Origin of the sequence: Pseudobdellovibrio sp. HCB154 (assembly GCF_046267985.1) — a bacterium.
GTDB lineage: Bacteria > Bdellovibrionota > Bdellovibrionia > Bdellovibrionales > Bdellovibrionaceae > Pseudobdellovibrio.
This window is the reverse complement of sequence record NZ_CP176530.1, coordinates 3125857-3151098: the sequence shown is the minus strand read 5'-3', so window position 1 is coordinate 3151098 and position 25242 is coordinate 3125857. Positions and strand designations below refer to the sequence as shown.

Annotated in this window: 27 protein-coding genes; 12 read left to right on the top strand and 15 right to left on the bottom strand. The window is 39.5% G+C overall.

Features of this window, described 5'->3' with window-relative positions; all coding sequences use genetic code 11:
- Nucleotides 1–85 precede the first annotated feature (85 nt).
- The 3 genes from ACKWCF_RS14970 to ACKWCF_RS14960 all read left to right on the top strand — a co-directional run bounded on the left by ACKWCF_RS14970 (nt 86) and on the right by ACKWCF_RS14960 (nt 2766).
- On the top strand, nt 86–1630 hold the full coding sequence (locus ACKWCF_RS14970; RefSeq protein WP_409480264.1) for a carboxyl transferase domain-containing protein: 1545 nt from the start codon (nt 86–88) through the stop codon (nt 1628–1630).
- Nucleotides 1631–1640: 10 nt separating this feature from the next.
- Entirely contained in the window at nt 1641–2411 is a 771-nt protein-coding gene (locus tag ACKWCF_RS14965) for an enoyl-CoA hydratase-related protein (RefSeq protein ID WP_409478413.1), read from the top strand.
- Between the two features lie 61 nt (nt 2412–2472).
- Nucleotides 2473–2766: a hypothetical protein gene (locus ACKWCF_RS14960; protein ID WP_409478412.1), complete on the top strand. Its 294-nt coding sequence runs from the start codon at nt 2473–2475 to the stop codon at nt 2764–2766.
- Here ACKWCF_RS14960 and ACKWCF_RS14955 read toward each other — a convergent pair.
- A complete protein-coding gene (locus tag ACKWCF_RS14955) occupies nt 2763–3596 on the bottom strand; it encodes a DUF72 domain-containing protein (RefSeq protein WP_409478411.1) in 834 nt (277 codons plus the stop codon). The two genes, ACKWCF_RS14960 and ACKWCF_RS14955, sit on opposite strands and share 4 nt — an antisense overlap.
- A gap of 78 nt (nt 3597–3674) precedes the next feature.
- On the opposite strand from ACKWCF_RS14955, the gene ACKWCF_RS14950 reads away from it, so the two are divergent.
- Complete coding sequence (locus tag ACKWCF_RS14950) at nt 3675–4505, top strand: DUF4360 domain-containing protein (RefSeq protein ID WP_409478410.1); 831 nt, start codon at nt 3675–3677, stop codon at nt 4503–4505.
- A 3-nt stretch (nt 4506–4508) separates the two neighbouring features.
- On the opposite strand, the gene ACKWCF_RS14945 is transcribed toward ACKWCF_RS14950, so the two are convergent.
- The 3 genes from ACKWCF_RS14945 to ACKWCF_RS14935 form a co-directional block, all read right to left on the bottom strand.
- Nucleotides 4509–4829 carry a hypothetical protein gene (locus tag ACKWCF_RS14945; RefSeq protein WP_409478409.1) on the bottom strand — a complete coding sequence of 107 codons (321 nt, stop codon included), beginning with the start codon at nt 4827–4829 and terminating at the stop codon, nt 4509–4511.
- Between the two features lie 19 nt (nt 4830–4848).
- A complete protein-coding gene (locus ACKWCF_RS14940) occupies nt 4849–6492 on the bottom strand; it encodes a hypothetical protein (RefSeq protein WP_409478408.1) in 1644 nt (547 codons plus the stop codon).
- A 150-nt stretch (nt 6493–6642) separates the two neighbouring features.
- Complete coding sequence (locus tag ACKWCF_RS14935) at nt 6643–7020, bottom strand: hypothetical protein (RefSeq protein WP_409478407.1); 378 nt, start codon at nt 7018–7020, stop codon at nt 6643–6645.
- A 44-nt stretch (nt 7021–7064) separates the two neighbouring features.
- Between ACKWCF_RS14935 and ACKWCF_RS14930 the strand changes: the two genes are divergently transcribed.
- Genes ACKWCF_RS14930 through ACKWCF_RS14920 form a run of 3 tightly spaced genes read left to right on the top strand, consistent with a single transcriptional unit; the run spans nt 7065 to nt 9862 of the window.
- Complete coding sequence (locus tag ACKWCF_RS14930) at nt 7065–8570, top strand: biotin carboxylase N-terminal domain-containing protein (protein ID WP_409478406.1); 1506 nt, start codon at nt 7065–7067, stop codon at nt 8568–8570.
- Complete coding sequence (locus ACKWCF_RS14925; RefSeq protein WP_409478405.1) at nt 8570–8926, top strand: biotin/lipoyl-containing protein; 357 nt, start codon at nt 8570–8572, stop codon at nt 8924–8926. Before ACKWCF_RS14930 ends, ACKWCF_RS14925 begins: the two co-directional genes overlap by 1 nt.
- A 24-nt stretch (nt 8927–8950) precedes the next feature.
- Nucleotides 8951–9862: a hydroxymethylglutaryl-CoA lyase gene (locus tag ACKWCF_RS14920; protein ID WP_409478404.1), complete on the top strand. Its 912-nt coding sequence runs from the start codon at nt 8951–8953 to the stop codon at nt 9860–9862.
- A 24-nt stretch (nt 9863–9886) separates the two neighbouring features.
- On the opposite strand, the gene ACKWCF_RS14915 is transcribed toward ACKWCF_RS14920, so the two are convergent.
- The gene (locus tag ACKWCF_RS14915; protein WP_409478403.1) at nt 9887–11167 is read right to left on the bottom strand and encodes a sensor histidine kinase; all 1281 of its coding nucleotides are present in this window, start codon (nt 11165–11167) and stop codon (nt 9887–9889) included.
- On the bottom strand, nt 11168–12304 hold the full coding sequence (locus ACKWCF_RS14910) for an FIST signal transduction protein (RefSeq protein ID WP_409478402.1): 1137 nt from the start codon (nt 12302–12304) through the stop codon (nt 11168–11170).
- Between the two features lie 106 nt (nt 12305–12410).
- Between ACKWCF_RS14910 and ACKWCF_RS14905 the strand changes: the two genes are divergently transcribed.
- Together ACKWCF_RS14905 and ACKWCF_RS14900 are read left to right on the top strand one after the other, a co-directional pair.
- Nucleotides 12411–13955 (top strand): hypothetical protein, encoded by a 1545-nt coding sequence (locus tag ACKWCF_RS14905; protein ID WP_409478401.1) that lies wholly within the window; start codon nt 12411–12413, stop codon nt 13953–13955.
- A 73-nt stretch (nt 13956–14028) separates the two neighbouring features.
- Complete coding sequence (locus tag ACKWCF_RS14900; protein WP_409478400.1) at nt 14029–15156, top strand: acyl-CoA desaturase; 1128 nt, start codon at nt 14029–14031, stop codon at nt 15154–15156.
- A gap of 83 nt (nt 15157–15239) precedes the next feature.
- Here the strand turns inward: ACKWCF_RS14900 and panD are convergent, their stop codons facing one another.
- The 6 genes from panD to ACKWCF_RS14870 are packed head-to-tail and all read right to left on the bottom strand — an operon-like array spanning nt 15240 to nt 19855.
- Nucleotides 15240–15623 carry an aspartate 1-decarboxylase gene (gene panD, locus ACKWCF_RS14895; protein WP_409478399.1) on the bottom strand — a complete coding sequence of 128 codons (384 nt, stop codon included), beginning with the start codon at nt 15621–15623 and terminating at the stop codon, nt 15240–15242.
- Nucleotides 15624–15638: 15 nt separating this feature from the next.
- Entirely contained in the window at nt 15639–16409 is a 771-nt protein-coding gene (locus ACKWCF_RS14890) for a type III pantothenate kinase (protein WP_409478398.1), read from the bottom strand.
- A complete protein-coding gene (coaBC, locus tag ACKWCF_RS14885; RefSeq protein WP_409478397.1) occupies nt 16406–17629 on the bottom strand; it encodes a bifunctional phosphopantothenoylcysteine decarboxylase/phosphopantothenate--cysteine ligase CoaBC in 1224 nt (407 codons plus the stop codon). Before coaBC ends, ACKWCF_RS14890 begins: the two co-directional genes overlap by 4 nt.
- Nucleotides 17616–18374: a pantoate--beta-alanine ligase gene (gene panC / locus ACKWCF_RS14880; RefSeq protein WP_409478396.1), complete on the bottom strand. Its 759-nt coding sequence runs from the start codon at nt 18372–18374 to the stop codon at nt 17616–17618. Before panC ends, coaBC begins: the two co-directional genes overlap by 14 nt.
- A gap of 1 nt (nt 18375) precedes the next feature.
- A complete protein-coding gene (gene panB / locus ACKWCF_RS14875; RefSeq protein WP_409478395.1) occupies nt 18376–19167 on the bottom strand; it encodes a 3-methyl-2-oxobutanoate hydroxymethyltransferase in 792 nt (263 codons plus the stop codon).
- 4 nt (nt 19168–19171) lie between these two features.
- Nucleotides 19172–19855: a DUF2520 domain-containing protein gene (locus ACKWCF_RS14870; RefSeq protein WP_409478394.1), complete on the bottom strand. Its 684-nt coding sequence runs from the start codon at nt 19853–19855 to the stop codon at nt 19172–19174.
- A 152-nt stretch (nt 19856–20007) separates the two neighbouring features.
- Between ACKWCF_RS14870 and ACKWCF_RS14865 the strand changes: the two genes are divergently transcribed.
- Both ACKWCF_RS14865 and ACKWCF_RS14860 read left to right on the top strand, forming a co-directional pair.
- Nucleotides 20008–20763 carry a hypothetical protein gene (locus tag ACKWCF_RS14865; RefSeq protein ID WP_409478393.1) on the top strand — a complete coding sequence of 252 codons (756 nt, stop codon included), beginning with the start codon at nt 20008–20010 and terminating at the stop codon, nt 20761–20763.
- Nucleotides 20764–20863: 100 nt separating this feature from the next.
- Nucleotides 20864–21310 (top strand): hypothetical protein, encoded by a 447-nt coding sequence (locus ACKWCF_RS14860; protein WP_409478392.1) that lies wholly within the window; start codon nt 20864–20866, stop codon nt 21308–21310.
- Between the two features lie 103 nt (nt 21311–21413).
- Here the strand turns inward: ACKWCF_RS14860 and ACKWCF_RS14855 are convergent, their stop codons facing one another.
- Genes ACKWCF_RS14855 through ACKWCF_RS14845 form a run of 3 tightly spaced genes read right to left on the bottom strand, consistent with a single transcriptional unit; the run spans nt 21414 to nt 23859 of the window.
- On the bottom strand, nt 21414–22061 hold the full coding sequence (locus ACKWCF_RS14855) for an OmpA family protein (protein ID WP_409478391.1): 648 nt from the start codon (nt 22059–22061) through the stop codon (nt 21414–21416).
- Nucleotides 22062–22091: 30 nt separating this feature from the next.
- Complete coding sequence (locus ACKWCF_RS14850; protein ID WP_409478390.1) at nt 22092–23471, bottom strand: HAD-IG family 5'-nucleotidase; 1380 nt, start codon at nt 23469–23471, stop codon at nt 22092–22094.
- Nucleotides 23472–23502: 31 nt separating this feature from the next.
- Nucleotides 23503–23859 carry a rhodanese-like domain-containing protein gene (locus ACKWCF_RS14845; RefSeq protein ID WP_409478389.1) on the bottom strand — a complete coding sequence of 119 codons (357 nt, stop codon included), beginning with the start codon at nt 23857–23859 and terminating at the stop codon, nt 23503–23505.
- Nucleotides 23860–23959: 100 nt separating this feature from the next.
- On the opposite strand from ACKWCF_RS14845, the gene ACKWCF_RS14840 reads away from it, so the two are divergent.
- Nucleotides 23960–25201 carry a DEAD/DEAH box helicase gene (locus tag ACKWCF_RS14840; RefSeq protein WP_409478388.1) on the top strand — a complete coding sequence of 414 codons (1242 nt, stop codon included), beginning with the start codon at nt 23960–23962 and terminating at the stop codon, nt 25199–25201.
- The last annotated feature ends 41 nt before the right edge of the window (nt 25202–25242 follow it).

Genomic DNA, 25242 nt, shown 5'->3' with positions numbered 1-25242 from the left:
GACCTTCGAGAACCAAGAGGATACTGTGATTCTAGAATCTAGCGTACAAAACCAGTCAGAAGATTTTAAAAAAAATTATAAACAAATGATGTCGACAGTTGAAAACTGGAGATCACGTGTTGCCAAAGTTAAATTAGGTGGCGGCGAAGAAGCTTTAAAAAAACATAAATCACGTGGCAAATTAACAGCGCGTGAACGCGTTGAAGCTTTACTTGATCAAGGCACAGCGTTTTTAGAATTTTCTACGTTAGCAGCCTATGGGATGTACGATGATCAAGCTCCAGCAGCCGGTGTTATCACAGGTATCGGCGTGATCGAAGGTGTTGAATGTATGATCGTTGCCAACGATGCCACGGTAAAAGGTGGAACATACTTTCCCATGACTGTAAAAAAACACTTACGTGCGCAAGAGGTGGCTTTAGAAAACGGTCTTCCATGTATTTACTTAGTTGATAGCGGTGGAGCGTTCTTACCACTGCAATCAGAAGTGTTTCCAGATCGTGATCACTTCGGAAGAATTTTCTACAACCAAGCTCGTATGTCAGCTCGTAACATTCCACAAATTTCAGTAGTTATGGGTTCTTGTACAGCAGGTGGCGCGTACGTTCCGTCAATGTCAGATGAAAACGTGATCGTAAAAGATAACGGCACAATTTTCTTAGGTGGACCTCCATTAGTGAAGGCAGCAACGGGTGAAGTTGTTGATGCCCAAGAACTTGGTGGCGCTAATACTCACTGTCAAATGTCAGGTGTAACAGATCACTTTGCTGAAGATGACAATCACGCGATTGAAATTACTCGTTCTATCGTAAGACACTTAAATCACAAACGTGTGATGACATTAAAAACTCAACCGGTTGAAGAACCGTTATTTGATGCAAAAGAACTTTACGGTATCTTACCAGCAGATTCGCGTATTCCGTTTGATGTGCGTGAAGTGATTGCCAGAATCGTAGATGGTTCTAAGTTTCATGAATTTAAACCACTATTCGGTAACACACTAGTTACTGGTTTTGCCCACATCTGGGGAATGCCTGTAGGTATCATCGCCAATAACGGTGTTCTATTTTCTGAGTCAGCGCAAAAAGCTGCGCACTTTATTGAACTTTGTGAACAACGTGAAGTGCCTTTGATTTTCTTACAAAATATCACAGGCTTTATGGTTGGCAAAAAATACGAACAAGAAGGAATTGCTAAACACGGAGCTAAAATGGTTATGGCTGTTTCAAACGCTCGTGTTCCGAAATTCACGATTGTGATCGGTGGATCATACGGTGCAGGAAATTATGGTATGTGCGGTCGTGCGTACCAACCACGCCAAATGTGGATGTGGCCAAATGCACGCATTTCTGTAATGGGTGGCGAACAAGCGGCTAACGTTTTATTAACTGTAAAACTTGATCAGATGGCGGCTAAGGGTCAAAGCATGACAGCTAGTGAGCAAGCTGATTTCAAAAAACCAACTCTTGATAAATACGATTACGAAAGTTCTGCGTACTTCTCAACAGCGCGTATCTGGGATGATGGTATCATCGATCCGGTAGACACTCGTCGCGTATTAGCGTTAGGGATTTCAGCCAGCTTAAATGCTGACTGGGGACCGAAACAGCAGGGCGTATTTAGAATGTAGGGTGTGCGCGATGAAAAATATTACGATCACTTCAGACAGCCAAGATAGCAGCCTTAAAATTGTTGAGCTTAATAAGCCCGAACTTAAAAACGCTTTTAATCCAGAGATGATCTCTGAAATCACTGAAGCGTTTAAACAATTGTCTCTTGATAAATCAGTTCGCGCAGTTATTTTAAAAGGTGCGGGCACGGCGTTTTGTGCGGGTGCTGATTTAAACTGGATGAAGTCGATGGTGGATTTTTCTTTCGAACAAAACATCAAAGATTCAGAAAAACTTTGGGAAATGTTTGAAGCAATCGCGTTCTGTGAAGCTCCAGTAATCGGTTTAGTTCATGGCGCAGCTTTCGGTGGCGCTTTAGGATTAATCGCAGCCTGTGATTATGTGATCGCAGATGAAGCGACAAAATATTGTTTCAGTGAAGTAAGACTTGGTTTATCTCCAGCGGTGATTTCATCTTTTATTTTACGTAAATGTGCAGATGCTCATGTGCGTCCGTATATGTTAAACGCTGAAGTTTTTGATTCAGTTTCAGCTCAACGTATGGGCTTAGTTCACATCATCAAAAACACGACAGATGGTTTAACTGAAGCTAGAAAATTTTCTGCGCTAGGTGCAGAAGCTACTCGTGAAACAAAAAAATTATTAAACAATATCGAAAAATCTAAGAGTGAAAAATCTTGGGCTGAACAGAAAAAGCTTACGACAACTGTGATCAGCGAACGCAGAATGTCTAAAGAAGGCCAAGAGCGTCTAAAAGGATTTTTAAACAAATCAAAATAGAATTTTCATTGGCGTAAGGCTTGCAATTTCTTTTTAAAAGATTTGTAAAAGGAGCTGCTCAATGAAACAAACAACAATGCGAAGCTTTATGGGAAAATATTCCAACAAAATTCCCAAAGAAGGCGAATTCACAAAAAAAATTGAAGACTATACGGCCAAAGTGCCCTCTGTAAGCTATCTAGCGTTAGCTTTTGGCAGTATGGCGATTTCTGCAGGGCTTGCGGCATTTACTCGTCGCAGAGGTTTAGCTAATTTCGTCGGACTTTGGGGACCAAGTTTTTTACTGATGGGAATTTATAATAAATTAGTAAAACTTGAAGGCCATGATTCTATTGATCATGCGCGCATTCACTAGATGTTCAGCAAGCGCGATAGTGTCCTTGCATTAACTGGTGCTTTAACTTTGTCAGTATTGTCAAAGTAGACAAACACATCGCGCTTTTTTCTCCACGCCAATAATTTCTTCGCCCATTTAAGAATCGCTTTTTGATCGTAACCACCAGAGTACAATTTATCTTTTCCGTGTAAACGGCAGTACATAAAATCAGACGTTTGCTCTTCAAAATACGGCCAAGTGCCATCGGCATCAGCGACCACTAAAGCGACATTATACTTTTTTAAAAGTGCGATAAATTTTTTATCTTTAAATGAATCATTGCGAACTTCCATAGCGTGATGGAGTGGGCGATTCTTGTCGATTTTTAAAGAGACATCGGCGCCTTTTCTCCAGTGGCGATATTTAGTGGATTTCGCTAATTTTACTGCTTCAGAAAAATCTCCCGGTAAAAATTTGAGAAACTTTTCTAACTTTTCAGAATCGAATTTCATTCGCGGTGGCAACTGCCAAAGAATCGGCCCTAATTTTTCTTTTAACTCTAAAATTCCTGAGCGAAAAAAATTAGCTACACCTTCTTCAGCATTTTTTAATAATTTAATATGCGTGATATAACGATGCGCTTTAACAGAAAAAATAAAATCATCAGGAGTTTCTTCATACCAGTATTTGAAACTTTTTGGCTTTTGCAAAGAGTAGAAAGTGCCGTTGATTTCAATGGTATTTAAAGCGCGACTGGCAAAATGCAGTTCGTTTTTCTGAGCTAAATCTTCGGGATAAAAAGTGCCCCGCCAAGGTTCGTAGTTCCATCCCGAAATTCCAATATGCGTGTGCTCTTGCATTTTAGCCATGATTTAACATAATTTTGCAACACTGGTGCCGTAATGTCTGGCCAAGCCCTTGCTATGACATAGACATACGGGGGACCAATGCTTAATTCTAAAACCACTTTAGCTGTAATGACCTTTATTTTGACTTATAGCCTATCTTCACAGGCAGTACTTGGTGCCCTTTTGCCAGGTAAAGGCCAACCCCAAAAGTCTCAGCCGACCGCACAGGAAGAAGAAGACCGTCCGTTTTTTGATAACCGTAAGAAAAAACAAAAGCCCGCTAAAGATAAACCGGCTCCGTCAAAAGTAATTATGCAAAAACCTAACTACCAAGGTTCGGGCTGCCCGCAGGGAACAGCATCAGTAGCAATGTCGGGCGATAACCGTGCGGTTTCGATCGTGTTTGATAATTTCACAACTGAAGCTGGCCAGCAGGCGACTAAGCAAACGACTGAAAAAACTTGTCGTTTAATTATTCCTATTGAAGCGCCAAAAGGTTTTCGTATGGCGGTTGCGCAAATGGATTACCGCGGTTTTCACGCGTTACCAGCAAAAGCGCGCGCAAGACTTTTAGCTATTCACCAAATTCGCCATCAAGGATTAAAAGCCTTAGGGACGCGTGTAAAAAGCCAACAAACTTTCGAAGGCCCTGTGGCTGAAGATTTTTTCATGAGCGCAGTGATTGAAAGTAAACCGTTATTAAATATCAAATCGCCATTGGGCGGTACTTTAGGTAAACCATTAAACCCGTTATTAAATCCGATTCTTAAAACTTGTGGTGGAACATATAACTTAGAAGTTGATGTAAGCATCGCGGTTTCCAGCAATGCCACAGGCGAACAAGCGATGATTACGCTAGATAGTATCGATGGCCAAGTAAGTGATAAGAACAGCGTTTCTTACCACTTACAATGGGAACAGTGTCAGTAAAAGTTAGTCGAAAACAATTACACCAGCTTTGTTTCTGATTAAGATGGTTCCATTTTCAAGTCTTGTCTTCATTTCTGCTGTGTATTCGCAATCGTGGCCGTTAACCATTCCGATTTCGATACCTTCATTGTCAATTTCTCCACGATCTAAGCCGCACATCATGCTTGGTTGCCATCTGATAACGCTTACACGTAGACGACACTCAGTCATAGATATAGGTTCTGCGCGAATTACTTTTGCGGTTACTTGAGCTGCCTGCTCGCATTCAGCCTGAGCAAAAGAAGCAGACATTGCAATTAGTGCGATTAAAGTTAGAGATTTCATAAAATACCACCTTTTGTTGTTATTGTTTTTTTAAGTTAGAGTTTAAATTTATCTCAGGTTTGCCAACATAAATTCTGCGAAACTTCAGCCTTGCCCAGCTTCCATCTTTGGCCATATCAATAACTTGAACGGCTCCATAAGTTGCTTCATCCTGAAAAATTTTATAAATGCCGTATGTGTCACCTATTTTCACAGTTGAACCACATTTATCATCTGAGATGCTTGCATTTGGAAAATCAGATTTAGTAATTTCGTGAAGCGGCTTGGTTCCGAATGAAAACACTTTGCTTACAATTGGGCTAATTGTTAAAGAATACACTCCACCTAAACCATCATTTGTAGTTAAAATCGGTTTGGCGGCGTAATTTTTAGAGCAGCTATTGCTCAATGCAAAATCCCAGCTGTTGTTTGTTATGTATCTGTTACCGCTTGATGAGTATTTGAAATTAAAGCTAGCAAATGACTTATTCTTCCATACGGCAAAGTTGAACAAAGTAACTTCACCTTCGGAGATCGGCATTTCGTTTTCAAGAGAGTTTTTATTGATTAGGTCAACTTGTGCTTGTAAAATATCAGTATTTACAGAAGCAAGTTTTTGATAAGTAAAATTTAGTGATCTACCCATTTCGATCGAATTAATTTTAATCTTTGTAATCAAATCTTCATAAGGCCAATTTACCGTCCTGATTAGGTATACGTGATTGGCCTTTGGCACTACACCTTGAATTTCGGTGTGTCGTTCTTGCGGTGTAAATACTGAATAGATGTCAGAAACTGGGGTCTTCATTTCGGGTGAAACTAAAAATTCGCCGTCGATGAAAATTGAATCGAAAGGGATTTGATCTGCAGATCCTAATTCGATTATTCGACCTTCACCGCCAAGAAACAGATCTGGTATGAATCCGTCATCCGAAGCCCAAAAAGCTAAATTTAATTTAACGCCTTGGCAGCCATTAGAAAGATTAGACTCAGCTTTATAATCCGTTTCACATTCATCAAGTACAGAATAGCCTGTCCAAGGTTTATCTTTGATATCTGAATCGTCGATTTCCTTTTTCAGTTTGCGGTAGTTTTTCAGCTCAACTGTTTTAGGCGCAGTATTTTGAATTTTAGTGCCTTTGTACCTAATTCGTACCGTTGAAATTATTTTGTTACCGTCGCTTGCACTATCATCATCTTTATTAAAGTGACCAACAATGTGAACAAAATCTTTAAGTTCCGAAATAAGGTAAATATCTGACTGAGGATTTCCAGCAGTATCCGTGAATTCTGCTATAACACCCTTCATTCCATTGAATTCGATCGGTTTATAATCTCTATCGGTATGAACAGACTCAAGATATTTTTCCAAACCGACTTGGTTCGGAGACGTCAATTGAGTTAGTTCAGAGCGATTTGCTAAAATGCTAGAAGAATTAGAGTTTGTAATTTTCAATGTATTACCCTCGATCGAGTAATTCCAATTTCCTGAAACAGTGATAACTACTTTTGTTTGAGGAATTGACACAACAACAGAACTCATATTTCCAACGTCGACACCGCCTTCGGCCTTAACCTGTCCGTCTGAATTTTTAGCGCAAGAAAAGAATGATGAAAGAATTAAAACTAAAATGAATAGTTTCAACCCTGCATTTATTAAACTTTTGATAGCACCTTGATTCACTGTAACTAATCTCCAAGTTTAGGTGTCAAATCCATAGACAGTGCCGATATGTGGAAACCTGCAAGCAGGTTAAACCAGATATATTCGATCTGTCCTGAGATTTGGGACTTGGATAAATATGATGCAATTTGAGGGCGAGTAAAAAAGGATTTAGCTATCTTTTACAGGTTCGTAAATACAGACAAACAGTTCGGTCTCGTCAACCAGGGCGTCTTCAGGGAATTGGTGTTTAAAAAGGCCTGCATATTCTGTTTTGAATTTGTCAGGTTTGTCTTTAAAACCCATATGTTCAAGCATAATTGGATCAGGTTCACCGTAAGTGGTGATGAAAGCATCAACTAGCTTGGCTTTGCCTTGGATCTCTTTTTCGGTATCACACACAAGATAAGTCATGCCGACTTCGCTTAAACGCTCATCCACAAGACCCGGCTGAGCAGATTCTATGCGATCCACGGGCTCACAGCTGACGAATATGCCTCTGTTCAATATATGCATAGCAACTTGATCTAAATATAGCCCGATTTTCATACGTACCATTGTACAAAAGAATAAAACGATATTATACCTTTTTTATGTCTAAATTCACTCGTGTCGCCATTGCCAATCGTGGAGAAGTTGCCGTTCGAATCATTAAAGCCTGCGAAGAGCTTGGCTTAGAAACTGTGCTTTTACATTCCGAAGCGGATGTGAATTCACGTGCTTACCGTATGGCCACTCATAAGGTTTGTATCGGTCCAGCACCGACAGCCGAAAGTTATTTAAATATCGAAGCTAATATCCAGGGCGCTTTAGCCATGGGAGCCCAAGCGGTTCACCCAGGTTTTGGATTCCTGTCTGAAAACGCACACTTCGCTCAACAGTGTGAGCAGGCCGGTTTAACATTTATCGGTCCTTCTGCGGATGCGATTCGCACCCTTGGTGATAAAGTAAGCTGTAAAGCCTTAGCTAAAAAAGCAGGTTTACCGCTAGTTCCTGGTTATGAAGGTGAAGATCAAACTTTAAATACTTTAATGAAAGAAGTTGAAGCGATCGGTTTACCTGTGATCGTAAAAGCTGCTGCCGGTGGTGGTGGCCGCGGTATGAAGTTAATTAAACAAATGTCTGAAGCGGCTGAACAAATTGAATCAGCACAACGTGAAGCTAAATCTGCTTTCGGTTCAGAAGTTGTTTTCTTAGAAAAATATTTAGATCGCGCCAAACATATCGAATTTCAAATTTTCGGTGATAGCACTGGAAAAGTGATGCACCTCTTTGACCGCGAATGTTCAGTGCAACGTCGTCACCAAAAAATTATCGAAGAAGCCACATCGCCTTCATTAACTGAAGAGCTACGTCGCAAAATGGGTGAAGTGGCTGTAACGCTTGGTACTTTAGGAAAGTACAAAGGCGCAGGTACTGTTGAATTTTTATTACAAGACGGCAAATTCTATCTTTTAGAAGTAAACACGCGTTTACAAGTAGAACATCCGGTCACAGAAGAAGTTCTTGGTGTTGATTTAGTTAAGATGCAGATCTTAACAGCGCAAAATCAATTCGTATGGAATGATAACGAAGTTAGAATTCCACGCGGTCATTCGATTGAATGCCGTATCTACGCTGAAAACTCTTATATGGGTGGCGTTCCTTCAACAGGCTTACTTGGAACAGTTCACTGGCCAGAAGGCCCACGCCGTCGTTATGAGTTCGGTTTTGAAAAAGGTGATACAATCACTTCTTACTACGATCCGATGATTGCTAAAGCGATTGTATGGGATGAATCTCGCCCACGTGCGATTGAAAAAATGATTCGTGTTTTAAAAGACGCGACAGTGTTTGGTGTTCACACGAATATTCCGTATTTAATTGAAATTTTATCGCACCCTGAATTTGTTGATGGAACGATGACAACTCGTTTTATCGAAAAGAACTTTGCTGAAGGTTTAAAAGCGACTCATAACGAAGACGAGCGTAAAAAATTAAGCCAAGACATCTACAAAAAATTTATCGCAAGTGGTGCCGGCGCTGATGCCGGTTCATTAAATGCATTAACTCCTGGCCAAACAAATTCGCCATGGTTAAGTCACTGGAGAGGTATCTAATGAAATTGATCGATAACGTTCAAGTTGAAAAAGTTGGTCAAACTCTTTGGATCAAATCCGGCGATCAAACATGGTCTTATGATATTATTGATTTATCGTCTGAAGGTCAGCGTCGTAAAAAATCAAATACGGCGTCACCAGATGTGATTGTTGCCCCGATGCCGGGTAAAATTACCAAAGTGTTTGTTAAAGAAGGCGATAGCGTCACAGTGGGTCAGGCTCTATTAGTTATGGAAGCCATGAAAATGGAATACACACTAAAATCTGATTTAGAAACAACAGTAGAAGGTGTTTCTGCCAAGGTGAATGACCAAGTGCAAGTTGGCGCAGTTCTTGTTAAATTAGTAAAGCAATAGTCAGTTCATAAAAGAGAGTTAAACGTGGCAAAAGGAAAAGTAAAAATTGTTGAGGTAGGTTTACGAGATGGATTACAAAACGAATCCACTGTTCTAACTACACAGCAACGTTTTGAACTTTTAGAAAAACTAATTGCTGCGGGTACAAAAACTTTTGAAGTGGGCGCGTTTGTTTCACCTAAGTGGGTGCCACAGATGGCTGTTTCAAAAGAATTAACTGACTTAGTGTTAAAAAAATATCCTGATCAAAAGAAATTCCACTCAAGCGTACTTGTTCCGAATGAAATCGGTCTTAAGGGCGCCATGGAGACGGGAATTAAAGAAATCGCTATCTTTGCTTCAAGCTCAGAAACATTTTCGCAAAAAAATATTAACTGCAGCATTGAAGAAAGCTTTCAGCGTTTTGAACCAATCATGAAAATCGCTAAGAAAAATAAAATCAAAGTGCGCGGGTATTTATCGGTGTGTTTTGGTTGCCCGTTTGAAGGCGATGTTCCTGAGAAAAAAGTGGTTGAGCTGGCTAAACGCCTTTATAAAATGGGCTGTTACGAAATTTCAATCGGCGACACGATTGGCGTAGCTACAGTTAACCAAGTTGATTCCTTATTTAAAAAATTAAAAAAAGTTGTTCCGATCGCAAAACTTGCAGGACACTTTCATGATACGCGCGGCCAGGCTTTAGCCAATATTCTAGAAGCTTATAAAGTCGGTGTACGCGTGTTTGATTCAAGTATCGGTGGTCTTGGTGGTTGCCCGTACGCTAAAGGTGCTACAGGCAATGTAGCCACTGAAGATGTGGTGTATATGTTTAACGGTATGGATGTAATTACCGGTTTAGATATCGATAAACTGTGCGAAATCAATCGCTGGTTAGAGCCACAGATGAATCACGCGCTTTCATCACGCGTGGGTAAAGTCGGCAGACTCAAAGTCTAACTGTGAAAGTTTAATCAGCTAAGCCTAAGAAGGCACGAGCGGCAATTCAACGGTAAAACATGTGTTCGGCAATGTGTGGTCAACAAACAGTTGGCCCTGATGCACTTTAATAATTTCGGTCGAAATACTTAAACCAAGACCTGTTCCGCTTTTTACATCTTTAGTTGTAAAGAACGGTTGAAAGATCTGATCGCGAATATCTAAAGAGATACCACTTCCCGAATCAACCACTTTTAAAATCACTTTATGGTTATCTTTAGTTAAGATAACGCGAATCCATTTTTCTTTTAAAGATAAAACGGCATCTTTTGCATTGCTGATTAAATTTAAAATCACTTGTGAAATTTGTGTGTCACGGCAGTTAATATAAGCTGGTTCAGCCAACATGTTTTCAAAAGTAATATCGATATTTTGATAACGGATACTTTCAATACATAATTCAAGCGATTCTAAAATCACATCGGCGATATTTGTTGGCATCATTGGATCATCTTCGCCGTCACGGGCATAAGTGCGTAACCCGTTTACGATACGGCTGATACGCGTGATCGTGCTTTGGATTTTTTCTAGTTTTTCGGGAAGTAGATCGTATTTATTTTGCTCAAGGTGTTTTTGCACAACGAAGGCCACCGAAGTTAAAATCATTAAAGGATTATTAATTTCATGGGCTACACCGGCCGCTAATTCACCCAGTACGGCAAGCTTTGAAGTCTGTACAGCTTTTGCCTGAATCTGATTGATTGTGTTTTGCTTATTAATATCTTCAGTAACGTCAAAACCAAGAATAGAGATCTTATTTTGCCCTGGAATCTTGTTCAGCATGATTTTAAAATACAGATCTTTGATTTGGGTAATAAAACTTATCTGGTTTTGTGTGGAACGGATAAATTCACGCGATTTATCTTGCATGTGCTGAAGGCTCAAATCAGCAAAAGAAATTTTTCGACCTTCTAAAGGTTCATGAATTTTCATAAGCTGGCGAAAGTACGAGTTACAGCCTTCGATAATACCCTGATTATCAATCCACATGATAATACATGGGGCTGTTGTCATGATATTTTGTAATTTTGAATCTAGAGACTGAATTTGCTGAGTCGATTTAGCTTCAAGTTCAGTGTACAGGCGCTGAAGTTCGTCAGTAGCCACGTTTAAGGTATTATGTGAACGGTAAAGGTGATTTTCATATTCGGTATAAGTGATATCGATTAATTTTAGAAAATCTTGCCACTGCTGCGCATTTGCGGGAGGTGTATCCGCACTGAAGTTAAGCTTTTTCAATTGTCGCTGCAGCATTTTTGAGTTCACTTAAGACCCCTCTTGAAAAACAATCAAAGTCATTGTCTGGTTATGTAATTCATTGCGTTTGCTAGCTGTCGGAGAATATTCGCCATACGAATAAAACCCACAGATTTCGGCATGATTAGGTAAAAGCTCTTTAATTATACTAATCTCATCTTCGGTCTTTTGACCCATGATCATACGGCGCCCAATGCAACTGATAATTAAGGCGGCGGTTGATTGTCCGTTGGTAAAATTCAAAGAACAGTCCTTTAATGCGTCTTCAGCGGCACCGATGAGTTTCATCACGTTACTGTGCATCAGTTGCACTTGCGTTTTTTCTGGAATTTTACTGGCAAAAATTAAAGCGTTATTGGATTCATCAATTCGTGCGACAGAGCGAACTATATTTTCGTTTTCGCCCCAAGAGATACCGAGCGGAAATAAAACGCCCGAGACTGGAAGATTTTGTGCATCTTCTTTTAAGTATTCTTTATAAAGTTTTAAAGCGGGTACACCATCAATTTCAAAAACGGTGTTACGCTCAGCTTTGGTCACGTAACGAAGTGGACCAAACGGCGCCCAGCCTGTTCCTGTACCTGAAAACATTTGCACTTTTTCTCCGTAAAGCCCCAAAGCTACAGCCTGATGGGTTTTTACAGAAGTGTCATTAATCAAAAATGTATTAATAAAACGTGAACCATCACCGGCCATACCGCCTACGATAGATGTATTAATGTTTTTATTCTTCAGCGCTTGGTCTAGTTCTTTAATCAGTTCCGAACCATCAACATCTAAACCTTCAGTTAAAAGAACAATATTTTTTAGATCAGGTGCAGCTAGTGCTTCTGCTAAGTTTTTGCCGGCTTGCAGTGAGGTTTCAAAGTTAACTGGTGTCGAAACTAATTTTAAGCGTGTATGATCAAACTTAATCACCATACAAATGATCGAGTTATCATTTATTTCAGCGTTTTGAATTTCGCCTGAAGTTGATGAGCCTAGAATTTTACTTTTTGGAAAAGTGTCTTTAATTTTTTTGATTTGTTCATCAACGACTAAAGTTGATTCGAAGAAAACAAAAACCGCAGTGCTTTCTGAATCCAAAGTTGGATCAAAAGGCTCGGACCACTGATTGTAAGTGTACTTATAGCTCTTTGTTCTCATTAATTTTTCTATCCTATGACAAAGTGGTAAATAAGGCGAGCTTTAGTGACGGGAAAAATAGGGGGTATGGTTTGATTGGTCTTTGATTTGCTTTTAACAACTGACTATGAAGCGGATGTTGTACGTTATTCTAACTATTGGATTTTACTTATCTTTTATGGCGCTATTGCAGCTGAGTAAAGATCATCCCTGTATCGATTCCACGCTCGTCGAAAAGTTAGACGTAATCACTCTTAACAGAAAAGCCACAGTTTACGCCTGCTCTGAACGTCGTTCGGCAGAGTTTTCGCAAAAAGTCAGTGAGTACACTGAAACGATCGAAGGTCGTTTAAATCAATTAGCCCTGGTTTTAGAAAAAATCCAACCGATGACAACCAAAGCGCAAGTGACGATTGATGAAAATAACCCACTGGCTTATCAGATCGAAAAAAATCAAATTCGTATCGGTAAAAGTTTGTTATTGGCTAACGGCCATTTAGAACACGCGGTCATTCGTCTGTGGTTACAATCAGATACCCAAGATGAACAGGTTAAACTTTTTGACCAGTCTTTAGCTGACTTAATTTATTACGCCACTTTTGGTCGTTTAGATCGCCAAGACCCAGTCACAGAACTTTACCCAGAGCTGGGATTAGCGCGCTGGCCGCAGGTTTTAAAGAATTTAGATGTGTACTGTGAATCTCCATGGAGAAGTTCAGAAGACTTTGAACGTTGTGCGGGGTTAGATCAGGTAGGGCATAACCGTCGTGAGCTTTTAACGATGAGTCTTCGTCCGTTGTTAACTTCAAGTGTTATCGAGGCTTTTAATTCTTTAAATTACAAAGAACAAAATAACTTCTTACAAGATATTCCAAAGCTTGTGGCTCAGCGTTCAGTTGATTCTGAAACGGCGATTCAAGCCTTGCTGGATCAGGATAATTCTTTAAAAGAAGGTTTAAGCATTTTAAAAGTTTTTGCTGATCAGTTTAGTCTTAAACAAGAGGCTTCGTTTCCACAGCGCCGATTTATTGCGCGTTTAAACCAGTACTTACAAAGTCGCGGGGTCTCGGATTCCTTTGCAGAGGCCTATTTCGACGTGTTGATCGAGTTTCCGGAGCATTTAGACACTTCATCAGAAATGTTTAAATCGTTAGAGCTGGCCTCAAAACAAAACTTAAACTTACAAATCGCCGTAAAAGACCAAGATCAGATTTGGATTTTACCGTCGCGCAGTAGTTTGTCGTTAAAAATCTTTGATCAAGTAAAGATCCGTCAGCATGTGTTTTTTGCTTGTCCGATTTTAAAAGAGATCGAAATCGCCCAGTTTGCAGCTAGTTCAGAAAAGCTTTTGATGATTAAAGGCTGCGACAGTTCTAAACCTTACGCTTTTGATATGCTTTTTAAATATGGTGCTCAGGAATTTACCAAAACTGAATCTCAATTAGCTTTCATCCAGTTTCATTTGCCTTCTTTGCAGCAGCGCTTGGATGATCTTCAGCATATTAAGAATTTCTTCGAGTTGGTCCAGAATCGGGACGTTACGCAGCGTGAGTTTCAACTCCTTGGTTGGCAAGACGTTCAGTGGAATGAAAATTACCGCTTCTACAAGCCTAAAGCGGCTATAGACGCCATCGAGTTCTTTAGAGTCGAGGCTCCAGAAAAATCAAATTAGGTTTGTAAACCTCAACAAATCTTAAAGATAATTTCACTAAACTATCTGTGGAAAAACGGGTAGCATTAGACCTATGACACAAAATCTTAAAAAAATCTGCTGGTCGGTGACATTATTCTTGGTGCTAAACCCGATCATCTCGATTGTAATGTTAGTATTATATCTTGTTTTCTCAAACAGCTACACAGTAGGACACATCGGTTGGATCACAGTGTTCGGTTTAGTTTTCGCGATTGCGACAAACTTAAGTATCACAATGGGTTACCACCGTTTGTATTCACATAAGTCTTATGAAGCTCATCCGATCTTAGAAGCGATTTTACTTTTAATCGGCGCCGGGGCTTTCCAAGGTTCATGCTTAAAATGGTCAAGTGATCACCGTATTCACCACCGTTTTGAAGACACTGATAAAGATCCGTATTCAATCAACAAAGGTTTTTTCTACGCGCACATGGGTTGGATGATGTTACATGATTCAGTAAGTCTTCCGATTCATGCTCCGGATTTAGAAAAAAATAAATTAGTTAAACTTCAACACGATTACTACTTATTCTGGGCGATTGGTGTTGGTTACTTAATGCCGTTACTTGTTGGTGCTATGTTAGGTAATGCGTTTTTAGGTTTAGTGATCGCTGGTGGTATTAGAATTTTCTTAACTCAGCAATCGACGTTCTTTATCAACTCGTTAGCGCACACATTAGGAAACACGCCATACTCAAAAGATCTTACAGCTAAAGATTCTATTATCATGGCTTTCTTAACTCACGGTGAAGGTTACCATAACTTTCACCACAAATTCCAATTCGACTACCGTAATGGAATTAAATGGTATCACTGGGATCCAACTAAATGGTCTATTCAATTAGCTTCAGTGATGGGTTTGGCTAAAAAATTAAAGACAGTTCAGTTTTCTGAAATTTTAAGAGCTAAGTTAGAAACAGAATCTTTGAATTTTCATAATTCACAGTTCTACAAAGAAACTTTAGAACCACTTTCTGCTAAAATCGTTGCGGCTCAAGTTAAGTTTGACCAAATGAAAGCAGAATACAAATTAAGCTGCCAAAAAAATTACGAAGAAAAAATTGCGCAGTTAAATTTTGAAATGGAATTACTACGCACTGAAATCAAATCAATGCAAAAGACTTGGAACATCTACATCAAGTCTGGCGGAATGTATCTGCAACCGGTTCGTGTAAGGTAACAGTTCCCTTTTTGATATGCATCGAATAAAAAAAGCCTACTGATGAAGTAGGCTTTTTTTATTTGTGAAATGTGAAGCTGAAATTAGTACTTTGATTTTGTAGCACGCTTTTCTTGTTTTTTCTTTTCAACGACTTTGTTCTTATCATCTACAAACACAACATTTGGTTCGTGTTTCGCAGCATCTTCAATATCAATTGAAGCGTAAGAGATAATAATCACTTTATCGCCTTTTTGAACTAAGCGGGCCGCAGCTCCGTTTAAGCAGATCTCGCCTTTTTTGCCGGCGATAATGTAAGTGCTAAAACGAGCGCCGTTGTTGCAGTTAACGATATCTACTTTTTGATTCAGAAACATTTTTGCTTCTTTTAATAATGCCGTATCAATTGAAACTGAACCTTCGTACATTAAATCTGCACCAGTTACTGTTGCGCGGTGAATTTTTGTATACATCATATCGATTTTCATAAGTTCAAATTCCTTTTACGTGTTCTTTTCTAACGCGATCAAGTTGCCTTTTAATACTAAATCCGGGGCAATGAGATCAAATATTTTTTCTTTTTCAAATAATGATGAAAAGCCACCAGTGCCGATGACAAAAGGCTTTTCGCCATTAAAGCATTCAGCGCTGATCTTAGTAATAATCTCTTTCATAGCGCCTAAATGGCCGTAATACAGACCCGATTGCAAGCTTTCTACCGTTGATTGGCCTAAAGCTTCGTTACGAGAAACGATTTCAACTGAAGGAAGTTTAGCTGTTTTAGCCTCTAACGATTCCATGCTTAATCTTAAGCCAGCGATAATTGACCCACCTAAATAATCACGTTCAGCAGTTACAGCATCGAATGTAGTTGCTGTTCCAAGATCGACGATAATTAAATTTTTCTGCGGATGCATTTGTGTCGCTGCTACAGCATTGGCAATACGGTCAGCACCTACTTCAAGCGGGTTGCGGTATTTAATTTTTAAACCCGTTTTTACACCAGCTTGTAAGATGAACGGGTTAATACCGAAATATTTTTGACAAGCGCCTCTTAATGAATAAATCACTTCAGGAACAACCGAGCATAAAACGATTTTTTTGATTTGTTGCGGGTCTAAACCGTTTTCTCTGATCACCATACGTAAAAACACGCCTACTTCATCAGAAGAGGAACCGGTTTTTGAGTTTCTACGGAAAGAGATCAGCATTTTTTCGCCGTCGAAAACTCCGCCGTAAATTTGTGTGTTACCAACATCTAAAGATAAGATCATAAAGACTCCGTTTGCGTGACATAACCGATAAGCTCTTGTGATAAATCATCAAGAGTTAAATTTTTATTCGTCGTTTGGTTTTTATTAATCAAGTTAAAAAGATGCTTATCTGATTTAACCGTAGACCAATCATTGTGAACAACCAGATCGCATTTAGCTTGTTCGAAAAGTTTTGTGACTTTGTCATTCACAAGTTTTTCATCAGTAGTTGAAGTTAACTTAAAACCGACCAGTTTGATTGAAGGATTTAGTTTTTTAACTAACTCAATTAATTTAGGATTGCGTTTTAATTTTAATGTTACTTCTTCGCTGTCAGAATTAATTTTACCTTCGCTTGGCACCACTGAATAATCACTGACCGCAGCTGCGTGAATAAACGTTGAATAATCTTTTGGAAGTAGATCGCGTAATTTATTTTCTAAAGATTGAAAGTCTGTGAATTTCACAACTTCACATTCAAATGTCGGAAGTTTCGCGTTTTCAGCCGCTAAGTAAGTAACAGTAAACCCATTAGCAATAAATTGATCGGCTAGAGCTGCAGCTGTTTTGCCAGTGCTTTTGTTACTAATTACGCGCACGTCATCAATAGCTTCTTGTGTGCCACCAGCAGAAATTAAAATTTTCTTAGCTTTTGCTGGCGTTGTAGGAGCTGGTTTTGAAGTTACTGTTGGCATTTTTAGATTTTCAATCGCCGTGATCATTTGATCTGGTTCTAGTAGGCGACCAACGCCAATTTCACCGCAGGCTAAAACACCTGAAGCTGAATCTAAAATATCAACGCCCCATGATTTTAAAGTAGCAATTGATTTTTGCGTCGATGGGTGTTGATACATTTTTGTATTCATTGCCGGAAACACAGCCCAAGGCTTAGAAAAATCATGCGCTAAAAATAAAGTTGAAGCTAAATCGTCAGCTAAACCTGAGGCTAATTTATTTAAATAGTTAGCTGTAGCAGGGGCCACCACTATTGCATCAGCCCAGCGAACTAGATTGATATGATCCATGTTTGAACCATTGGCGTATAGATCAGAGTGAACTTTTTTGCCCGTTAAGCCTTCGATGGTTGAAACACCAATAAACTTTAAAGCTGATTCAGTCGCAACCACTTCAAGTTGGTAGTTTTGCTTTTTAAAATGACTAAGAACGTTCATCACTTTGTACAAAGCGATTGAGCCCGTCAGAATAAATAATAATTTAGGACTTGTATTAGATTTCAACATTGTCGATTAACCTAATCCCTTCCAGAGTCGCTGCCACATATCTGCGATCAGCGATATCTTCTAAATAATCTACGACAAAGCCGTTAGCTGTTAGAATTTCGCGGGCTTTATCAGGTGAAGTTTTTTGCGTAATTGTCGCGTAGATCAATTTTGCTTTATCTTTACCTTCAGCACTTAAACGCATATTGCGTGAACTCATGGCTAAGCCTGAAGCTTCGCGCACGGTTGGAAGTCCGATAATTTCTGTCGGTAAAAATAGCGCTTTAGCCATATCGGAAATTAATTTGTACTGTTGGTAATCTTTCATGCCGAAGTATGCACGATGACAGCCGGTGATTTGTAATAACTTAAGAACCACTGTTAATACGCCATCAAAGTGGCCCGGGCGGTGAGCGCCGCAAAGAAGTTTTGAAAATTCATTTTCAGACAACTTAAAGCGGTAGTTATCTGGATAGATATCGCTAAATTGTGGAAAGAATAAAACATCTACGCCATTTTCGCCGCAAGTTTTTAAATCAGCTTCAAAAGTTTTCGGATATTTTTCTAAATCTGTGGCGTTGTTAAATTGCGTCGGGTTCACGAAAACGCTCGCGATAGTTAATTCATTTTCGCTCGAAGCTTTTTTCATCAGGCTTGCATGGCCTGCGTGCAGTGCTCCCATCGTTGGAACAAAACCAATCGAAGAATACTTTTTACGGTATTCGATCAGATCCTGTGGTTTTTCGATCACTTTAGTGTGCTTCATATTATTCGTACCCATTTTCTGGTTTTGGAAATGCCACTGATGATACTTCTTCAGCGTATTGGTTTAATGCCGCAAGCACATGAGTGTGTCCCTGACCGAATTTTTTTAAGAACTTAGGGTTAAATTCTGGATTCATGCCTAACATGTCTTGTAAAACTAAAACTTGGCCGTCAGTGCCGGATCCTGCGCCAATACCAATTGTTGGAATTTTTAAATTTTGAGTTACTTTTTCCGCTAACACAGAAGGGATTAATTCTAAAACGATAGCAAAACATCCCGCTTGCTCCATAATGAACGCATCATTCATCAGTTTTTCTGCCGCTGTTTGTGAACGGCCTTGAATTTTAGGCCCACCTAATTGGTGAATAGATTGCGGAGTTAAACCTAAGTGACCCATCACAGGTACACCTGATTCAACGATGTGTTTGATTAATTCGGCGTGACCATCGACATTTTCAATTTTGACGGCGTGCGCACCTGCCACCATTAATTTTTGCACGTCATTCATCGCCGTTTCTAAACCTTTACGCGTCGACATAAAGGGCATATCTGCTACAACAAATTTATTTCCGGCACCGCGAGACACAGCGGCTGTATGAAGCGCCATCATTTCAATAGTCGCATGAAGTGTGTTGGGAAATCCGTGGATAACTTGGGCTAAAGAATCTCCAACTAAAATTGTATCTACTTTTGATTCAGCGACGATTTTAGCAAAGCTATAGTCGTAGCAAGTCACCATTGAGATTTTTTCTTTTTTATTTTTTTTGTTGGCAAAATCCAAAATAGTTTTCATGGCCTTATCCTTGTAAAAAACTTTGGTAAATGTTTTTAAGTTTCAAATTCACTTTTTCTAAAGCAGATAAATTTTTCGTTATAGTCACCGTGTCTTTGCGAACAATCGGTCCTGTTACAGCTTGTGCGCCTTGTGAGAAAAAATTAGTTAAGCTTTGCTGTAGAAAAACTTTAACGGCTTCTGCTGGAACTTTAAGATCAGCAAACTGCGGCTGCGTTTCGCTCCATAGAAGTTGTGGAAGATTTCCTGAGGCTACACACAAAGCGTGGTACAGAGGTTTGTCTTCTGCGCGTAATTTAAAAAATGGATTGGCAAAGGCGGGTAGCGCTTCAGTTAAAGATTCAGCTCCGGTAATGCCGAAATAAATTTTGTTATAAGTTTCGAGATCGTAAAGCGCGTGAGAAAAGGTCATGAGCGGATGAGCCGCAATCATGGCTTCGTGGTGTAGGGTTCCGCTAAAGTGCACAACTTTTTGGCCAGCAGATAAAAGTGGCTTTAAAGTTTCTTGATAAAAAGGCACAAGCGCGTTGTCGCTGATCGCAAGCCATACGTAATCAACATTTTGTAGAGATAAGGCTTTGTTATCGGTTCTTGTCCAATGGTGTACGGATTTTTGTAATAGGGTGCACCAATGAATCAGATGCTTCGCAAGACGGCCATTGCCGATAATAAGGATATTAGTTTTCATATTTTCTCCGGTACCTGTCGACTATCTAACTTTCGATCAAGTCCAATAAAACACTTACTTAGAGTGTATGCTCTATCGTCGCAACTTAACACTTTTTATTTCAAAAGCAATAGAGTATTTTGCTCAAAACGAATTAAAAGGATTCTGGCCATATGCAAAAACAAAAAGCTAATTATAAACCTCTGTTATTTACGTTATTTTTGGCGATAGCTGCGGCTGCTGCGGTGATTTTCTTTGCCGGCGGAGAAGCGCAAAAAACCTTACCTAAAATTAAGCTCAGTTATTTTAAAGATAACAACGAATTTGCAAGCTCGATTGAACAAAGCCTGCACGCAGAAATTGGAAAACAAAAATATTTCTGGATTGGCTATGAACCAGAAAAAGAAAACCAGTACGACTTAACAAATTTGTTAAAACAAGAAATTGAAAAGCAAAATGGTGCATTTGATATTGTGCTTATCGATCAAGAATTAATGTTAGGTGAAGAAAAAGAAAAGTTTTTAGGTAAAACTCACGAAATTCCTTTAAAAGAAAATTTCAACGAAGTTTCAGAACTGATTAAGGCCAATAAAGATAAAAAAATCTTAGTGATTACGGCTGCAATTTACTCAAGTAATTTTATCCAAAACAACCCGCACGCGAAAATTAAAGACTTAACACAAATTCAGCCGATAGCGTTTTCTTTAGGGTATTTTCCGGCTCTACAAGAAGATGAAGTTAACAGTTTATTTAGATGTGATACCGAAGATAAAACCGGGACATCGCCATGGGGTTGTGCTGTGTTAAATAAGGCGCGCACGATTCGTCGTCGTATTGACCTAGCTAAGCTTAAAGCCACGCCTGCACCGCGCTTAGGTTTAATGGATATCAGTGGCGATCACGATTATATGGTTTTGGTGGGTAAATAAGCCCCGATAATGATAAAAATTAGTTATCACATCTTAAATTCTATTAATTATATTTATTCTAGTGGCCGCGCTAAACACCTCTTTTAACAAGGGGTTTTTTATGAAAGAATATGCAGTAGCTACATTAATTTTTTTAGGTGGATCAGGAATTATCGCTCAGGCGGCGCCAACGCAAGACGTTTTATTGTCAAACGTAAACACGGCAAGCTTACAAATTGAAGACAGCGAAATCGGATTAAGCGTTTCTTATCCAGGTCCAAGCATTTCAGGAATCTGCGGTGTCGAAATCAGAGCTGATAATGACAATCGTCATATTCCTATTAAAAATTTCTTAGATGCCGTGGAAATTCGTTCTCGTTTTGAACAAGGTTTAAAACCTAAAGATATCAATTCAACAACGATCGACATCGATTTAAAGCATTTAGACATGGGTTTTGGCGTTTGGTTTACGGTTAAAACAAAAGATGGTTCTAGCTTAAAAGAGGCAATTGAAAGAACTCTTGGTGAAAACCGCACTGTGATCGCTTTAGCTACGACTTGCAAATAACTGGAACTAGCTCGGGAATGAATTGATTTTAATAAAAAACCCGCGTTTATCACGCGGGTTTTTTATTTTGATGTTCTGCGTATCAAAAAGGGAACTGTTACCCTTATTTTTTCTCGGCTGGAACTTTTGATTCATCAACAGTTACTTCGATTTCTACGCGGCGGTTTTGTTTGCGACCTGCGGCTGTAGCGTTGTCACCGATTGGGTTAGCTGGGCCTAAACCAGTAGTAGAAATAGTTGTTGTCGGCATACCGTTAGCTGTTAATTCAGCGCGAACAGCGTCAGCACGTTTTTGTGAAAGCGTTTGGTTCGTTTTATCAGAACCAGTAGCGTCAGTGTAACCTTTAACCGCTAAAACGTTTTCTGGGTATTTTTTCATGATTGTAGCCATCTCTTTAAGATTAGTTTTAGCTTGAGGTTTTAAATCAGCTTTACCAGTTTCAAATAAGATGTCGCTTTTTAATTTAGTTACTAAACCTTGTTCAGTACGTTTTGTTTCAGCGATTTTTTCTAATTCTTTAGCTTGTTGGTCCATACGACGACCAGCGTATCCACCGATACCAGCGCCAAGTAAAGCACCGATTGCAGCACCTTGACCACGGTTACCAGATTGGTGACCAATGATAGCACCAACTGCAGCTCCTGCAGCAGCACCGATACCAGCACCTTTCATCGTGTTTTGGTTATCAGAAGCACAGCTTGTTAATAATAAAGCTGCAGCTGTAATTACTAGGGTGATTGTTTTTTTCATTTTGCGTTTCCTTTCGCTAATGGTTTTTTGTTATTCAACTTCGTGACTTAGTGGACGTCGTGGAGCTCTAAAGTAAGTACGCGGCGAAAGATCGAATAAATCTTCCACTTTACTCATGTAGACACACGCATAACGTTCCATTTGATATGCAAAGTAACTTTCTTCATTACCAGCGCGCATTAATTGGCCCCAGTTCGGGTTGTATAACGCTTGCTGTTTTTTAATTAACTGGCTTATCTGAGTATCAAAATCACCGATTTCTTTTTGCAATTGATCGATTTTCGACTCGTCTACTTTCGTAGAGCGTTCGTATTTTTGAGTCATAAGGTCAGTTAAAATATCTTCTAATGGCTCTTTTTGTTTCATTAAAGAATCAATTTCAGCCATGTAAGGTTCAGCCGTTTTGTTCTGTTTGATCTCGTGCTCAAGCTCTTCGATGATCATTGCTGTACGCCAGTTACAATCTTTCTTTAAGCGTAAGATATCACCGTAGATATGGTCACCGATGTAAAGAATGTCATCACCTTCAAGGTCTAATGTAGAAGTAAATTTCTTGGCATTACCACCTTGGTAAACACCCGGAGTTAATTTGCCTTCAACGTTAGTCATTGTTCCGTCTTCTGGATTTACTTTTAAGAATCTAGAATCTTCGTAGAAGAACTTAGGTTTCTGCGCAAATGTCACAACATACTCAAAAAGATCAACCCAAGATTTGTGGTCTTTTAAAAATGGATTAATCGCATAATCTAATAATAATTTTGAGTAATGAAACTCAGAATTAGTTACGATAAAGATTTTTTTACCGTGCTTTTTATATTTTTCTAAAGCGCGAACAACACTTTCATCTTTGATGATGTAGTGTTCAACGTTTTTGCGAACAGCATCTTTTAGTGAACCATCGCGGTGAGCTTCATCTAAAGCATCTAATACATCATCAGCAATGATTGAATACTCAGGTAATTTTAAAGATGGATCAGAATCTTTTAAATCCACTAACTGAGAGTAAGCGTGTGCTAACGAGTATGAGAAAGACGTATCAACCGCTAAATAATCAGACTTAGATAAGTCGATGTACGTTGAGTGGTACATTTTTCTGTGAATTTTGTAATCTAACGGTTTTAAACCGTGGAACGAATTACGAATCGCTGTGTAACGGTTTAATTTTAATAAATTTCCGCGTTGGCGGTCGATCACTAATCCGCGAAGAGCGAACTGAAAATCGAATTGAAATTTTCTGATAACTTCAGGGTAGCCTTTTTTTGACACTAACTTGTCGATGATAGTGGTGTGCGAAAGGCGCTCAAAATTTTCAGTGTTGTAACGGACCAAAGTGTGATCCATATCAAGACCGATGTACTTGATTTTTTTAAGGTTTAAAGTTCTGTTGACGTAAACTTTTTGTGTCGACATTTTCTACTTTCTGTAAGCTTTTTTTTGCTGGTTATTTCTCTACTGGTAGTGAAAGTTTATTCCATAGCAACATGCCACCAAGCATGTTGTAGGTGTTTTTGATTCCCAGGGAATACGCGTAGGCACTGGCTTGAGCAGAACGCATGCCTGAACGGCAGATAAAGACTACCGGTTTATCTGTGGGAATGTTTTTGATTTGGTTTGGAATTTCTCCCAACACAACTAATTGAGCATTGTGAATATGTCCAAGTTCGCCGGTGTATTCTTCCGGTTGGCGCACATCAATTAAAGTTAAGTTTTCAGCATTGCTGTTCACTTCTTCTGCTGTGACATCGAAGACATTTTCAAAGTTAGGGTTAGGCAGTTTTTGTTTAAATTCGTAATCCATCGGTCAACCAGTATAAAACAAAGCTAAGACGTGCAGCAACAACATTTACCTCAAGCGATTACGTTTTGACTGAAGTCGTAACACGGTTAGTATAGCTGTGGTGAAAAAATCAGAATCCTTTCAATTATCCCAGGAACAAGCGCTCGCTCTCGATTTATTGCGATCTGGCGAAAATGTGTTCCTCACAGGCGGAGCAGGAAGCGGTAAATCGTTTGTTATTAAAGAACTGACAAAAGATTTAGACCCTAAAACGATGCCTATTTTAGCAAGTACCGGCGCAGCTGCGGTGCTTCTAGGGGGCCGTACTTTTCACTCGTTTTTTGGTTTAGGAATTATGGAAGGTGGCCCAGACGCTACCTATGAACGCGCCAGTAAAGATGGAAAAGTCATGAAACGCCTTTCGCAGGTCGAAGGTTGTATCATTGACGAAATTTCGATGATTCCTGGCGAAGCGTTGATGATTGCCGAAGCTTTAGCGCAAAAAGCACGTGGTTCAAAATTACCTTGGGGTGGCATGCGCATGATCGCAGTTGGTGACTTTGGTCAGCTTCCACCGGTGGCTAAAGCTGGGCAGAAAAGAGACTGGTGTTTTTTAAATCGCGTCTGGGATTCAACAGGATTTCAGGTTTGCCAACTTAAACATAATCAACGTGTCCAAGATTCAGAATTTTTAGATGTCTTAGCTGAAATTCGCAATGGGCGCATGAACCAGAAGGTCGCTGATTTTTTAAATAGCCGTACTAAGCCGCACGATGAAGAGCAGTCGGGCACAAGATTGTTTCCGCGCCGTGAACAATCGGATAATTACAATCAAAAAAAATTAGCCGAAATTCGTGAAGACGAACTTCGCTATGAAGCGATTTACTTCGGTGAAGAAAAATTTGTTCAAGGTTTAAAAAAATCGTCGCCAGTTCCTGAGACATTAAAACTAAAACCTGGTTGCAGAGTGATGTTTTTGAAAAACGATGCGCAAAAACGTTGGGTGAATGGTACACGTGGAGTTCTAGTTGGCGAAGAAGATCAGCATTTGATTGTTCGTAAAGACTACGGCCGTGAAGTGAAAGTCGAAAAAATGACCTTTTCTTTGTTGGATGCCGAGGGAAATGTGAGAGCTAGCGTCATACAATTTCCACTGATTTTAGCTTACGCGACAACGATTCATAAATCCCAAGGAGCCACGCTTGATGAGCTGTGGTGCGATTTAAGCGCTCTTTGGGAGCCAGGTCACGCTTACGTGGCTTTATCTAGGCTTAGAGATGCAAGCGGATTACACATAGTTCGGTGGAATCCGCGATCATTTATCGTCGATCCGTTAGTGCAAAAGTTCTATCAAAATCTTTGACCCTATTGAAACCCTCTTGATAGATTCTATCCATCATTTTA

What these genes read in the sequence shown, in the direction of transcription:
- ACKWCF_RS14960 (WP_409478412.1), top strand. Translation starts at nt 2,473, where the DNA reads ATGAAACAAACAACAATGCGAAGCTTTATGGGAAAATATTCCAACAAA.
- panD (WP_409478399.1), bottom strand. Translation starts at nt 15,623, where the DNA reads ATGAAAATCGATATGATGTATACAAAAATTCACCGCGCAACAGTAACT.
- ACKWCF_RS14910 (WP_409478402.1), bottom strand. Translation starts at nt 12,304, where the DNA reads ATGAGAACAAAGAGCTATAAGTACACTTACAATCAGTGGTCCGAGCCT.
- ACKWCF_RS14945 (WP_409478409.1), bottom strand. Translation starts at nt 4,829, where the DNA reads ATGAAATCTCTAACTTTAATCGCACTAATTGCAATGTCTGCTTCTTTT.
- ACKWCF_RS14865 (WP_409478393.1), top strand. Translation starts at nt 20,008, where the DNA reads ATGCAAAAACAAAAAGCTAATTATAAACCTCTGTTATTTACGTTATTT.
- coaBC (WP_409478397.1), bottom strand. Translation starts at nt 17,629, where the DNA reads ATGTTGAAATCTAATACAAGTCCTAAATTATTATTTATTCTGACGGGC.
- ACKWCF_RS14925 (WP_409478405.1), top strand. Translation starts at nt 8,570, where the DNA reads ATGAAATTGATCGATAACGTTCAAGTTGAAAAAGTTGGTCAAACTCTT.
- ACKWCF_RS14860 (WP_409478392.1), top strand. Translation starts at nt 20,864, where the DNA reads ATGAAAGAATATGCAGTAGCTACATTAATTTTTTTAGGTGGATCAGGA.
- ACKWCF_RS14965 (WP_409478413.1), top strand. Translation starts at nt 1,641, where the DNA reads ATGAAAAATATTACGATCACTTCAGACAGCCAAGATAGCAGCCTTAAA.
- ACKWCF_RS14950 (WP_409478410.1), top strand. Translation starts at nt 3,675, where the DNA reads ATGCTTAATTCTAAAACCACTTTAGCTGTAATGACCTTTATTTTGACT.
- ACKWCF_RS14890 (WP_409478398.1), bottom strand. Translation starts at nt 16,409, where the DNA reads ATGATCTTATCTTTAGATGTTGGTAACACACAAATTTACGGCGGAGTT.
- ACKWCF_RS14970 (WP_409480264.1), top strand. Translation starts at nt 86, where the DNA reads ATGATGTCGACAGTTGAAAACTGGAGATCACGTGTTGCCAAAGTTAAA.
- ACKWCF_RS14930 (WP_409478406.1), top strand. Translation starts at nt 7,065, where the DNA reads ATGTCTAAATTCACTCGTGTCGCCATTGCCAATCGTGGAGAAGTTGCC.
- panB (WP_409478395.1), bottom strand. Translation starts at nt 19,167, where the DNA reads ATGAAAACTATTTTGGATTTTGCCAACAAAAAAAATAAAAAAGAAAAA.
- ACKWCF_RS14855 (WP_409478391.1), bottom strand. Translation starts at nt 22,061, where the DNA reads ATGAAAAAAACAATCACCCTAGTAATTACAGCTGCAGCTTTATTATTA.
- ACKWCF_RS14955 (WP_409478411.1), bottom strand. Translation starts at nt 3,596, where the DNA reads ATGGCTAAAATGCAAGAGCACACGCATATTGGAATTTCGGGATGGAAC.
- ACKWCF_RS14870 (WP_409478394.1), bottom strand. Translation starts at nt 19,855, where the DNA reads ATGAAAACTAATATCCTTATTATCGGCAATGGCCGTCTTGCGAAGCAT.
- ACKWCF_RS14845 (WP_409478389.1), bottom strand. Translation starts at nt 23,859, where the DNA reads ATGGATTACGAATTTAAACAAAAACTGCCTAACCCTAACTTTGAAAAT.
- panC (WP_409478396.1), bottom strand. Translation starts at nt 18,374, where the DNA reads ATGAAGCACACTAAAGTGATCGAAAAACCACAGGATCTGATCGAATAC.
- ACKWCF_RS14905 (WP_409478401.1), top strand. Translation starts at nt 12,411, where the DNA reads ATGAAGCGGATGTTGTACGTTATTCTAACTATTGGATTTTACTTATCT.
- ACKWCF_RS14935 (WP_409478407.1), bottom strand. Translation starts at nt 7,020, where the DNA reads ATGAAAATCGGGCTATATTTAGATCAAGTTGCTATGCATATATTGAAC.
- ACKWCF_RS14850 (WP_409478390.1), bottom strand. Translation starts at nt 23,471, where the DNA reads ATGTCGACACAAAAAGTTTACGTCAACAGAACTTTAAACCTTAAAAAA.
- ACKWCF_RS14900 (WP_409478400.1), top strand. Translation starts at nt 14,029, where the DNA reads ATGACACAAAATCTTAAAAAAATCTGCTGGTCGGTGACATTATTCTTG.